The following is a 12,822-nucleotide window of genomic DNA, read 5'->3' as shown; positions in this document are numbered from 1 at the left end:
GCCTCGCCCCGCACGCCGGGGCGAGGCGGTGATGGCCGCCGCAACACTGGATGGGGCGAGCGGCCTGGCGCACTGAGCCCAGTCCGCTCCTGGGTGCGACCTGCTTGGGCGCCGCGCTCGCGCCTTCGATCAGTCGGCGGGCGGTACGGCGAGCGGGCCGGCCCGGCTATGTGCTCGACTGCTTCACCGCGCCCCGCGCATTCGCGCCGAAGACAAAGCCGTCTGCCGGCAGGCGCAGCGAAATCGCTGCGGCCAGCAGCAACAGCACGCCGGCACTGCCGAAGGCAACCCAATGGGTGCCGAAGTGCTGAAAACCCCAGCCGCCGAGCCAGGTACTGATCGTCGCGCCGATCTGATGGCCGACATAGGCCGTGCCGTACAGCACCCCGACCATACGCACCCCGTAGACGTCGGCCAGCATCGCCGAGGAGGTGGCGATGCTGCCGGCCCAGACCATGCCTCCGACCGCGGCCGAGGCATACAGCCCGAGCGGCGTGTAGACCATCAGCAAAGCAAAGAATCCCAGCCCGCGCACACCGTAGATCAAAGCCAACAGGTTGCGCCGCGGGACACGATCGGCCACCCGTCCGATCATCACCGTACCGAGTATGGCGACCAGGCCGATCAGCCCGATACCCAGCGAGCTCGTGGTCGAGTCGAATCCGTGATCCATGAGCATGGGCACGCCGTGGGTGCCGAGCAGGTTCATGCTGAAACCGCAGGCGAACAGCCCCAGGAATATTTTCAGGAACGGCGCAGACATGACGGCGACCACGAACGGGGCATCCGCCGGCGCCGGATCGCTGCCGCTCGGGTCCACCGCACCCGCATATGTCGGGTTGACCGCCTCGGCCGGCACCTCGTCACGGATCACCCAGAGAGCAGTCACCAGGGCCACGCCCATGAGGACCGCCGCAAAGCCGATCAATGTGGCCTGCCAGCCGAATGCCGCGATGGAGACGCTGAACAGCGGCGTCATTACCGCGATGCCGGCCATCGAACCGGTCGACAGGAAGAACAGGGCCTTGCCACGCTGGCGGGCGAACCAGCGGCAGATGACGGGGGTCAACACAACCGGACTGATGAAACCCAGCCCGACCGAAAGAAGGATGCCAAACGACAGGTATAGCGTGATCGGCGTACGTGCGATGACCGTCCATGCAACCGCAACCGCGACCATGACCGTACCGGCGATCAACACCGACCGCGTGCCGACGCGGCTGACCAGCCAGCCGGCCAGCGGCATGGCCAAGCCGTAGAAAAACATACCGACGCTGACGATCGAGCCGAGCTGGCTGCGGCTGAAGCCGAGATCTTCAGCCATCGGCAGGAAGAACGGGCCGGTGCCCAGGCGCATCCCGACCGTCAATAAGGTCAGCAGCGTGGCCGCCGCGACGATGCTCCAGCCCCCGTACCATCGGTGTCTTGTCATCAGGGTCCACCCGCTCGGCGCGCCCGGCATGAGGCGGCGGCCGTTTCGATCGAATACAGAGCTATTGTCGCCCACGCAGCACGCATGACGGCCCGAGAAAGCGGCGGCACAACGCCAGTATGGCGAGAACCGGCCGATGAATATCGAACCGCAGCTCTGGCTTGCCAGACTGTCGACCACCGCCGAGCACCACTCGGTTTGGCGACGGCCAAACGCTTCTTTGCATACAGTATACACTCGAGCGTATGCATACGCGGTCGGCTCGCGCATACGTCTCGAATCAGCCAGACGCCGGGCTCCTGCCAACGCATGCGCCGCCTTATCGGCCGCGCTGTCGCTCAGCGGTGCGGGCGGCCGTGTGTTCATCGATGGCGGCCAGGCGCTCAGACATACCGGCCACGGCCGACCGATTCGCAACCCTCAGCGCCGCGGCGTAGCGGCGTATGCCTCAATACCCCAGAAGTCTCGGCAAACCGGTGGTCAGGACCGGTACGTACGTGATCAGCGTCAGCACCAGCAGTTGCATGAGAATGAACGGCAGGATCTCGCGAACCAAGGCTTCGATACTCACCCGCCCGATCGCGGCGCCGATGAACAGCCCCGAGCCGACCGGCGGCGTGTTCATGCCCACGATGAGATTCACGCAGAACAGCACACCGAAATGGATCGGGTCGATGCCGTACTGCTGGGCAATCGGTGCAAAGATCGGCCCGAAGATCAGTATTGCCGGATACAGATCGATCACCAGCCCGATGAGCAGCAGGGTGATGTTCAGAATCAACAGGAACACCAGCGGACTATCGGTCAGCCCATCGAAGGCCCGGGCGATGTCTCCCGGAACGCCCTGGGTCGACAGCACGTAGGAGAACAGGCTGCTGGTCGCCAGCAGCAGGAACATGATCGAGCTGGTCTTCGAGGCGTTGAAGAACAGCCCCGGCAGGACGCGCAGCGTCAGCTTGCGCATCGCCAGACTCAGGACCAATGCATAGGCGGCGGCCACCGCCGCCGCTTCGGTCGCGGTATAGATACCCGTGATCACACCAAAGGCGATCAGGGCCGGCATGACCAGCACCACGAGACTCTTGCGCGTGATCGTGAATGCTTCGCCGGGGCTGTAACGATGTTCGCGTTTCGGATATCGCCGACGCGTACTGATTACGTGGTTCATGACCATCAGCGCCACGGCGGTCAGCAGCCCGGGGACCAGCCCGGCAACGAACAGACCGCCGATGGAGATATTGCCCACCGCCAGCGCATAGATCACGAACGTCAGGCTCGGCGGAATGATCGGCCCGATCGCGGACGAGGCCACGGTGATCGCGGTCGCATAGGCACGCCCGTACCCATTTTCGGACATCGCCGGGATCATCACCGAACCGATGGCCGTGGTATCGGCCGTCGCCGAACCGGTGATGCCCGAAAAGAACACGCTGCCACCGATATTGGTATGGCCCAGTCCGCCCCGCAGCCGCCCCACGAAGAGATCGGCGAAATCGGTCAGCGATTTGGTCATGCCCGAATGGAGCATCAGATCGCCGGCCAGTACGAACATCGGAATCGCAACCAGCAGATAGGAATTGACGCCGCCGAACATGTAATGGGCCGCCACCACCAGCGAATCTCCCGACAGGATGATCGCCAGCGTGGACGAGACCCCGATCGCGAATGCCACCGGCATGCCCATGAGCAACAGCACCACGAAGGCGACCAGCAAAACCGTGATGATCATCGACCCTGCTCCCGACGAAGGCGACGTACGACCAGCACGATCGCGAACAGGCCGTAGAGTGCAGCACTGATCGGTATCGCTCCGTAGGGAATGGCCTTGGAGATCCCGAGTGCACCGGTCTTGAAGCGCATGAGCATGGACATCTCCTGCCAGCCGCCGTAGATCAGACAGCCGAGAAACCCCAGGATCAGACCGTGTACCACCAGGCTGTTGGCGATCGCCGCCCGTCCTTTCAGCCGGCCGGCCAGAATCTGGATGCCCGTATGTTCGCCGTCGAGAAAGGCGAACGCCCCGCCCAGCATCAAGCCCCAGACCATCAGAAACCGGGCGGCCTCCTCCGGCCAGGACAGGGCGTCGTCAAGCACGAACCGGCAGAAGACCTGGACACACACGATGATCAGAATCGCGAGCATGCTCAGGGCGATCACGCTCTTGACGGCACGGCCCAGCCATAACGAGAGTCGGGCAGGCATGGCAGCCTCCAAGTAATACAGACGAAGCGCTTGTGCGGCCCCGGCCGCGCGCTCAATCGCCCAGCGGACGACAAGACGCGCGGCCGATCAGGCCCGGGAAAGATCAGTTCGACTCGATCTGCTCGACCGCATCGAATACCGCCTCGACGTTGTCGTCGCCGGAGGTCTTTTTCAGCCACGGCGTGACCCCGTCCTGCGCGGCCTTCTTGAACCGGGCACGTTCGTCGGCGGGCAATGCATAGATCTTGACGCCTTCGTCACTCAACGTTTCGAGCGCGGTGACGCGATTCCGGTAGCTGGCAATGCCGAACTCGACGTTCGCGGCCAGCTCTGCGCCCTGCTTGAGTACCGCCTGCAGATCGGCCGGCAGCGATTCGTAGAAGTTTTCGTTGACCAGATACATGTTGGCTACGCCCATGCTCTGGTCGAGCGTGACGTGCTTGGCCACCTCGTAGTATTTCTGGTCGACCATGATGCTCGGCGTATGACCCAAACCGTCGATCACGCCGGTCCGGATCGAGGTGTAGATCTCCGACCAGGCTACCGGCGTCGCCGACGCATCGAGCGCATCCCAGGTCTTGATGGTGATCTGACTGTTGGGCAACGTGCGCAGCTTCAGGCCCTTCATGTCCTCTAGGGTCTTGATATCACGCTTTTTATTGATGAAGTCGTAGAACCCGTAGGGTGCGACGGCCAGTGCGCGTACGCCCATGTCCTTGGCCATGTCGTCGTTCAGCTCGGCGAAGGTATCGCTTTCAAAGAAACGCTTCATCGACAATTCGTCGCGGAACAGATACGGGCTGAACCAAGCCATCATCGGCTTGTAGGCACTGGTGATGGTCTCGTCACCCTGGGCCATCTTGTGGATGCCCAGCTGCAGGCCCTCGAGCAGCTGCTGGGTGTCGCCGAGCTGGCCCGACGGCAGAATCTCGATGGCGATCCGGCCGTCGCTGGCCGCTTCCACATACTGTTCGAAGGTCTTCCAGCCGCGCGTGTTCGAGCCGGACGGCGATTCGATACAACCGATCTTGAGGTTGTATTGCGCCGCCACGGCGGCCGTCGGCACGCCGATGGCCAGTGCGGCCCCCACCGCGGTCGCGGCCAGGCGTTTGCCCAGACCGCCGGTCAACAGACAGGACATCAGGTCGTTCATCGTATTACCCCCTTCTAGGATTATCGTGCTCAGGTCTCGGGAATGTCGCCGTCGAGAATTCGATCGTGGGCCTGCGGGTATAGACGCAACGCGGCTGCCCGGGCATGGCCTTCCATGCCCTCGGACAGGCTCTGGCGCACAGCCTTGGGCGCCACCGTCTCGACGCCTGTGGTCTCCATCCACTGATGTGTGCAGACCTTGACGTAGGTGCCGACCCAAAGCCCGCCCGTATAGCGCGCCGCCGCCATGGTCGGCAGCGTATGGTTGGTTCCGCAGCACTTGTCCGAATAGACGACGCTGGCGTTCTCGCCGATGAACAGCGAGCCGTAGTTGTGAATCTCGCGGGCCATTTCGTGCGCATCCGTGGCATGAATCTGCAGATGCTCGGTCGCCATGAAGTTGGCATAGTCGATCAGCGTGGCCCGGTCCTCGCAGACCACGATCTGGCCCTGGCGCGCCCACGCCTCACCGGCCGTGTCGCGGGTCGACAGGGTTGCCAGCTGAGCGTCGATGGCGGCCAGCGTATCCTCGGCCAGCCGCGCGGATGTCGTCGCAAGGCCAACCCGGGTATGCACATCGTGTTCGGCCTGGGCGAGCAGGTCGGCGGCGATCACGCGCGCATCACCGCTGTCGTCGGCGATGGTGAAGATCTCGCTCGGCCCGGCGAGCTGGTCGATCCCGACCGCGCCAAACACCTGCCGCTTGGCTTCGTTGACGAACGCATTACCCGGGCCCACGATCTTGTCCGCTGCCGGCACCGATTCGGTGCCATAGGCCATGGCCGCGATGGCCTGCGCGCCACCGATCTTGAAGATGCGGTGGGCACCGGCGAGATGGCACAGCGCGAACATGGTTTCGTGCGTATTGGGCGGCAGACACGCCACAATCTCGCGGCAGCCGGCCACCACGGCCGGCACGATCGACATGATCGGCGCAGAGTAGAGCGGATAGCGCCCCCCCGGCACATAGCAGCCGACCGTTTCGATCGGAATGATCCGATGGCCCAGATGTACGCCCGGCAAGGTTTCGATCTCGAGAGGCTGCATGGTCTCGAGCTGGCGTTCGGCAAAGGCCGTGACCTGGGCGATCGCGAACTGGCTGTCCGCCAGCGACTGCGGATCGAACTGTGCATACGCGCGTTCGATCTCGGCCTCGGTGACTTCAAGCGCCTCCAGTTCGGCCCGATCGAACTTCTGGCTGAAACGACGCACGGCCGCGTCTCCTTCGGCGGCCACCTCGCGAAGAATGGTCGTCACGCTATCGGTGATCCCGCCCATTTCAGTGGCATCGGTTTCCTGCGGCGACTTGATGAAGCGCAACTTCTCCGGCTGCGTCCAACGACGTGCTGTACTCATGCGGCTGCTCGATCCTTGTTTGCGACTGAATAGACTCCGTGCCGGGTCGGCATATATATTTACCACTCGGGGCACGGATAGACTGGTATATATATTTACCACTTTAACGTGCCTGAGTTCATGCCGTTGCGCAAGGCCTGTCCGGCCGGCATCGCCTGGGTTCGCCCCATCTGCCGATTTAATTATTTGAATACAATATCTTCGAGTCGACGCAACCGGCCGAAGCGTGCAAAATCGTCAGCCGACCCGGGCCGGTCACCGCAGATTCGCCGACGTGTTTGGCCTATAATTCCAAGGCCGCGATCGCCATGCTGAGGAGCACTGTCTTGGGTAAGCCGGCCGAGCAAGTCACAGACCGAACCGAGCAGTTGGGCCCCCAAATCCGTTCGCTGCGACAGGCGCGTCAACTATCGATCCGTGAAGTCGCCAAGCGAAGCGGTCTGAGCCATCCATTCCTGTCGCTGGTCGAACGCAACGAGACCAGCCCGTCAGTGGGGTCGCTCAAGAAGATTCTGGCCGCCCTGGACACGACCTTGAGCGACTTCTTCTCGCCCAAGGACTCGCTCGAGCGCGTGGCCTTCTATAAAAGCCATGAGCTCGTCGAACTCGCCGACGGCGAGACACTCTCCTACCGCCAGGTCGGGGCGAATCTGAAAAACGCGCAGATGATGCTGCTGCACGAGCGCTACGCGCCCGGCGCAACCACCGGCGACGAAGGCTACAGCCATCAGGCGCAGGAAGGTGGCATCGTGATCCAGGGCTCGCTGGAGATCACGGTGGGCGACAAGACCGAGACGCTCGGCCCGGGCGATGCCTACTATTTCGACAGCACCCTGCCGCATCGTATGGAAAACACGTCCGACGAAGAGTGCATCGTCGTCAGCGCCGTCACGCCCAGAACCTTCTAGTCGCCGACCCGGCTGAGGACGACAGCCGAGCGCCAAACGGGCAGATGTAGAGACCCGGGCCGCGCGTACGAGGCCCGGGCAACGGCGCGCTGGTCAAGCACATCAGGCAAAGGCGCTTGAGAAATGGCCGACCGGTCGCAGCGCGGCCGCGCCGATTTGACGCGAACCACGCAGGTACCGGTTCGTGCAGAGCGCTACGGCGAGTATCGCTACATGGTCGGCACGCCATCGTCCGGTTTGCGCTCGGCTGATCCGGACGCGCCATTGGCGCGCTCGTCGCAGTGATCCATGCACGCTGTGTTGTGTACATCCGGACGGGGATCCGGGGATATGAAACCGTCCCTGTTGGGCATCACGATACCCGCCAGCGTATCTGCGTCGAGCGTGGTATCACGATCGATAATACCGTTGATATACAACACGTAGGCGGTCACCGCATAGGTATCGTCTGCCGACAGCGATTGGGGCGCGGTGAACGGCATCGCGCGATGAATATAGTCGTAGAGCGTGGTGGCGTACGGCCAGTAGCTGCCCACGGTCTTGACCGGCTTGTCGCTGGCCAGCGTTCCCTGCCCGCCCGACAGTCTCGGGTAGGCACCGTCTTTACCCTCCGGCCCGTGGCAGGCGGCGCACTGCGCGTTGTATACGGCCTCACCCTGCGCCGCGGTGCCCGAACCCGCCGGCAAGCCGGCACCGCTGGGCGGCACGTCGATGTCCCAGCCGGCGATTTCGGCCTCGCTGGCGGGGTCGCCAAGCCCGTATTCGCCCGCCTCGGGCTGGACCTCGGCCGTCGCCCCGACCGTCCATCCCAGGATCAGACTCAACAGCAGGATTCTAGACGTGGACATTGCTGACCTCCCCGCTCGACGAGACTTCCCAGGTTTGAATGGCATTCAGGTGGTAGACATAGTTCGTGCCGCGCACCGAAACCAGCTGCTCGCGCGTGGGCTGCACGTAGCCGGTGTCGTCAACGGCCCGGCTCTGAAGCAGCACGGAATCGCCCTTCCATCGCCAGGGTAATCGGAAGCGCGTCAGACATTTGGGCTGTACCGGGCCATCGAGTTCGGCCTGCTGCCAGTTGCGCCCGCCGTCCACCGATACATCCACCCGCTTGATTCGACCGCGGCCGGACCACGCCAGCCCGCGAATCTCGTAGAAACCCTTGCCGGCCAGATTCTGGCCGCCGGACGGCGCGGTGATGACCGACTTGGCATCCATGACAAACGTGAACTGGCGCGCCTTACCACTCGGCATGAGGTCGGTGTATTTCGAGGTTTCTTCTCGCGTCATGAATGGCGCGTCCCCGACCTCCAATCGACGCAGCCATTTGACCTGCATGTTGCCTTCGAAGCCGGGCAGGATCAGACGCAACGGGTAGCCCTGCTCGGGCCGCAGCGCTTCGCCGTTCTGGGCATAGACCACTAACGCATCGTCCAGCGCCTTGTCCATGGGAATGCTTCGCGTGAGCGCGGATGCATCGGCCCCTTCGGCAAGAATCCATTTGGCCTTGTCCTTCACGCCAGCCTCGCGCAGCAGCGTCGCCAGCGGCACGCCGGTCCATTCACAGCACGACAACAGGCCGTGGGTATCCTGCACCGTCTTACCGGTGGGTTTTTCCCACTCGGTGAGCGTATTGCCCGAGCACTCCAGGAAACGCTTGATCGATACTTGTGGAAATCGCCGGAGCTGCGCCATATCGAAGATCAGCGGCCGCTCGACTAGGCCATGCAGCATCAGCTGATGCTGCTCGGGATCGATCGTCGGCACGCCGCCGTGATGACGCTCGAACACCAGACCGTTCGGCGTGATGCTGCCTTCCAACGCCTGCAGGGGCGTAAAACTCCATGACGACGTCTTGGTCGTGGTGAGATCCGTGGGCGTGCGTACGACATCTTTCTCGAACGTCGACGGCACGCCATAGGCCGGAGACAATATCGGCTTGCCCTGGCTGCGCATCCACTCGGGCACGTTCGGCGCCTGATTGTCGCCGGCTTCGGCCGCGACCCCGCGTCCCGCAATGAGAGGCACGCCGAGCGCACCCACGGTACCAAGCGCCTGCTTGAGCAACCGACGGCGTTTAGCGTCGGGCGCAGCGCCTCGGCTGTCCGGCATATCGTCATTCACTGTTTCGACTCCCTGAAAGACAGACCCATCATGGTGTAGTCGCAGGCGCCGACGCACGCGTGCTCTTGGTTTCGCACGTGCCCAGACGCTGCATCGCAATCGTGCCGACCGCTGGGCCAATCGCCAGCACCCCGAACGCGGCCGCCCAACCGAAATGTTCGTGAACCACCGGGATCAGCCACAACGTCGGCACGGTGAGGATATAGCCGATCGCCAGTTGTATGGTCAGCGCGGTGCCGACATAACGCTGGTCCCCAAGTTCGGTAATCACCGTCGAGAACTGGGCCGAATCGGCCACGACCCAGAAACCCCAGACCAACCCCACGATGAGAATAAGCGGCCAGTAGTTATCCGGCAACCAGCCAATCAGCAATGCGCAGGCGCCGGACACGCACATGGCCAACGACGTCGCACGGCCGCGACCCCAGCGATCGCCGAGGATGCCGCCGATCCAGCATCCGATCGCACCGATGCCGATGACCGCGAATGTCGCCAGGGCGGCGGTGGCCAGCGGTGCATCGAAGGCCTGCCCGGCCAACACATCGCCATAGAAGACCGAAAACCAGGCCCACATCGCATAGAGCTCCCACATATGGCCGAAATAGCCGATCGAGGCGAGCCGCACGGGCCGATCCGAAAAGGCGCGCCAGCTCTGCCTTAGATCGAACGGCGCCCGAGGAAACGCAAACGGACCGTCGCTGCCCATGAACGCGGCGACCAGGCCGCCGATCACGGACAAGACCGATGTCGCCACGATGACGATTCGCCAGTCCAGCCCGCCGAGGCCGTTGACCAGATGGGGCATCGCCGAACCCAGGGTGAGCGCGCCCACCATGATCCCGAGCGCAGTACCGCGGTTGACCTTGAACCAGGTGGCCATCGCCTTCATGGCCGGCGGATAGACGCTGGCCAGGCCGAAGCCGGTGACCGCACGTAGACCGATCGCCAGTGCCACCGGTGGGGTCGCCAACAGACAGATGTTGGCGAACGCTGCGAGTATGGCCCCGTAGAGCATCAGCCGGCGAGGCGGCACCCGATCGGCAATATTGAACACTGCCGAGGTGAGTGCACCGGCGACAAAACCCAGCTGAACCGCGATGGTCATCCAAGCGGCCTCGCCTGGCGATAGCGCCCACAGCTCGCGCAGCTGCGGCACCACCGCAGTAGCCGAAAACCAGGTTGTCATGCCCAGCAGCATGGCGCTGGCTAGTATCGCCAGCGCCGCCCAGCGTCCGGGCGGGTCGTGGGCAGTAGTTGGGCTGTTCGGACTCATACCTGACAGATGGCCGGAGAAAGTCCTTTAATACCAACTATGAACGCACACGTATACGTCCGTGGGGCGCGGCCCGCCGTGTTCGAACAGGGCGGTACTGCCAGCAGACAATCCGGGTCAATGATCTCGGCCGTCATTCACTTCAGGCGACGCCTACGGTGAATACACCGTCGCATCGCAGCACCGATACCTATTCAAGGCGCGCCGATAACGAGTCCTGACAGGCGTCACACGACGGGGCGTCGCCCTGGGTCGCCGGCCGGGATCCGGCGGACTACGCGGCACTAGCGGCAGTCGCGGCGAGATCCCCGACAACGATAGACATCCGTGTATTGCCGCCAACCGGATAGGACGTGATCCGTGTGAACAGCCGATCGTCCGGCCCCGCGCTGGCGAGCCAAACCGAGGCGAGCCAGCCGAGCGGCCGGTGACCATTACGCCGCCTCGTTCGACTGTCGAGCATTGCGCCGGCGCCCGAATACCTAACCCACGGGCCGTCGGCCGATCACTCCACGGTCACCGACTTGGCCAGGTTTCGCGGTTGGTCGACGTCCGTGCCTTTGGCGACGGCCACATAGTAGGACAGCAACTGCAGCGGGATCGTGTAGGCGATCGGCGCTAACGTCTCGTCGACATGGGGCATGTCGAGCACGGTGATGCCGGGCCCGGTATCCAGGCCGGCGTCGGCGTCGGCGAATACGTAGAGCTTGCCGCCGCGGGCACGAACTTCCTGCAGATTGGATTTGACCTTTTCCAGCCAGTCGTTGCGTGGCGCGACGGCGATAACCGGCATGTTCTCGTCGACGAGCGCGAGTGGGCCGTGCTTGAGCTCACCGGCGGCATAGGCCTCGGCATGGAGATAGGAGATCTCCTTGAGCTTGAGCGCGCCTTCCATGGCGATCGGGTACATCGGGCCGCGGCCCAGGAACAACGCATGTTGCTTGTCGACGAATTCTTCAGCCAGATGGCGAATCGCGTCGTCGAGTTCGAGCACCTGGTTGACGGCCTGTTCAATCTTTCGAATATCGGCGGCCAGAGCGGCGCGGCGCAGTTTGTCGCGATCGAGCATGCCGGCCAAAAGCAGCAGGCACAGCAGCTGAGTGGTGAACGCCTTGGTCGAGGCGACACCGATTTCCGGGCCGGCACGGGTCATGAGCACCAGATCAGACTCACGCGTGAGCGAGGTCTCGGGCTTGTTGCAGATCGCGAGCGTGGCCAGATAGCCCTGCCCGTCACCAAGACCCTTGGCATAGCGCAGCGCTGCCAGTGTATCGGCCGTCTCGCCGGATTGGGACAGGGTCACGAACAGACAATTCCGGGGCACGACCGGATCACGATAGCGATATTCGCTGGCCAGTTCGACGTTGCAGGGGATCCGCGCCATGGCTTCGATCCAGTACCGCGCGACGAGCCCCGCATGGTGGCTCGTGCCGCAGGCGACAATATGGATCGCTTCGACCTGATCGAGCATTTCGGCGGCCTGCGGGCCGATACTGGAGGCCAGAATATCCTCGGCCGACATTCGCCCCTGCCAGGTTTCGGCGAGCGCGGCGGGTTGTTCGTGAATCTCCTTGAGCATGAAGTGGCGATAGCCGCCTTTCTCGGTGGCGGCAATCGACAGCTCGGATTCCTTGATCTCGCGGGTCACGGCGCTACCGTCGCCATCGGTGATGGCGAACGCCTCGGGCGTGAGCACGACCAGATCGCCCTCTTCGAGATACACGAAGCGCCGCGTGACCGGCAGCAACGCCGCCACATCCGATGCCACGAAGTGCTCGCCGATGCCCACACCGAGCACCAGCGGCGAGCCGCTGCGGGTGGCGACCAGCGTACTCGGATCGTCCCGGCTGACCACGGCCAGCGCATAGGCGCCGTGCAATTCGGCCACCGCCCGTCGGACCGCTTCGGCGAGATCGGCAGAATCGTCGAGATAGCTCTCGATCAGATGCGCGACGACTTCGGTATCGGTTTCGGAGGTGAACTCGTAGCCGGCATCGGTCAGCCGCCGCTTGAGGCCTTCGAAGTTCTCGATGATGCCATTATGGACAACCGCGACCCGATCGGTCGACACATGGGGATGCGCGTTGATCTCCGATACACCGCCATGGGTGGCCCAGCGGGTGTGGGCGATGCCGAGCGTGCCCGGTCTGGGCGCGTTCTCGAGCTTGTCGGCCAGGGCCTGAACCTTGCCGACCGCCCGAACGCGATCGAGCGAGCGGCCGTCGATGACGGCCATGCCGGCCGAGTCGTAGCCGCGATATTCCAGACGACGCAACCCTTCGAGAAGGATGGGCTCGACGTTTCGTTGCGCACTCGCGCCGACGATTCCACACATGGTTTTGGCTTGCTCTGATTAGAAGACGTTCGCTCGAACC

10 protein-coding genes are annotated in these 12,822 nt (G+C 63.5%); 1 reads left to right on the top strand and 9 read right to left on the bottom strand.

Annotation, left to right across the window (positions count from 1 at the left end):
- Positions 1 to 166: 166 nt before the first annotated feature.
- From T31B1_RS03310 to hisD, 5 genes are all read right to left on the bottom strand, one after another.
- Complete coding sequence (locus T31B1_RS03310) at positions 167 to 1,432, bottom strand: MFS transporter (RefSeq protein WP_353248034.1); 1,266 nt, start codon at positions 1,430 to 1,432, stop codon at positions 167 to 169.
- A gap of 448 nt (positions 1,433 to 1,880) precedes the next feature.
- Positions 1,881 to 3,161 (bottom strand): TRAP transporter large permease, encoded by a 1,281-nt coding sequence (locus T31B1_RS03305; RefSeq protein ID WP_353248033.1) that lies wholly within the window; start codon positions 3,159 to 3,161, stop codon positions 1,881 to 1,883.
- Positions 3,158 to 3,634: a TRAP transporter small permease gene (locus tag T31B1_RS03300; protein ID WP_353248032.1), complete on the bottom strand. Its 477-nt coding sequence runs from the start codon at positions 3,632 to 3,634 to the stop codon at positions 3,158 to 3,160. Before T31B1_RS03300 ends, T31B1_RS03305 begins: the two co-directional genes overlap by 4 nt.
- Before the next feature lie 103 nt (positions 3,635 to 3,737).
- On the bottom strand, positions 3,738 to 4,787 hold the full coding sequence (locus T31B1_RS03295) for a TRAP transporter substrate-binding protein (protein ID WP_353248031.1): 1,050 nt from the start codon (positions 4,785 to 4,787) through the stop codon (positions 3,738 to 3,740).
- A gap of 29 nt (positions 4,788 to 4,816) precedes the next feature.
- The gene (hisD, locus tag T31B1_RS03290) at positions 4,817 to 6,142 is read right to left on the bottom strand and encodes a histidinol dehydrogenase (protein ID WP_502950908.1); all 1,326 of its coding nucleotides are present in this window, start codon (positions 6,140 to 6,142) and stop codon (positions 4,817 to 4,819) included.
- Between the two features lie 326 nt (positions 6,143 to 6,468).
- On the opposite strand from hisD, the gene T31B1_RS03285 reads away from it, so the two are divergent.
- Positions 6,469 to 7,050: a cupin domain-containing protein gene (locus tag T31B1_RS03285; RefSeq protein ID WP_353248030.1), complete on the top strand. Its 582-nt coding sequence runs from the start codon at positions 6,469 to 6,471 to the stop codon at positions 7,048 to 7,050.
- 209 nt (positions 7,051 to 7,259) lie between these two features.
- Here the strand turns inward: T31B1_RS03285 and T31B1_RS03280 are convergent, their stop codons facing one another.
- The 4 genes from T31B1_RS03280 to glmS all read right to left on the bottom strand — a co-directional run bounded on the left by T31B1_RS03280 (position 7,260) and on the right by glmS (position 12,782).
- A complete protein-coding gene (locus T31B1_RS03280; RefSeq protein WP_353248029.1) occupies positions 7,260 to 7,898 on the bottom strand; it encodes a c-type cytochrome in 639 nt (212 codons plus the stop codon).
- Complete coding sequence (gene soxC / locus T31B1_RS03275; protein WP_502950926.1) at positions 7,885 to 9,162, bottom strand: sulfite dehydrogenase; 1,278 nt, start codon at positions 9,160 to 9,162, stop codon at positions 7,885 to 7,887. The genes T31B1_RS03280 and soxC overlap by 14 nt, the downstream gene beginning before the upstream one ends.
- A 40-nt stretch (positions 9,163 to 9,202) precedes the next feature.
- On the bottom strand, positions 9,203 to 10,447 hold the full coding sequence (locus T31B1_RS03270) for an MFS transporter (RefSeq protein WP_353248027.1): 1,245 nt from the start codon (positions 10,445 to 10,447) through the stop codon (positions 9,203 to 9,205).
- 505 nt (positions 10,448 to 10,952) lie between these two features.
- Positions 10,953 to 12,782: a glutamine--fructose-6-phosphate transaminase (isomerizing) gene (glmS, locus tag T31B1_RS03265; RefSeq protein ID WP_353248026.1), complete on the bottom strand. Its 1,830-nt coding sequence runs from the start codon at positions 12,780 to 12,782 to the stop codon at positions 10,953 to 10,955.
- Between the last annotated feature and the right edge of the window lie 40 nt (positions 12,783 to 12,822).

The organism is Salinisphaera sp. T31B1 (assembly GCF_040361275.1).
Lineage (GTDB): Bacteria > Pseudomonadota > Gammaproteobacteria > Nevskiales > Salinisphaeraceae > Salinisphaera.
This window is presented reverse-complemented; position numbering and strand designations above follow the sequence as displayed.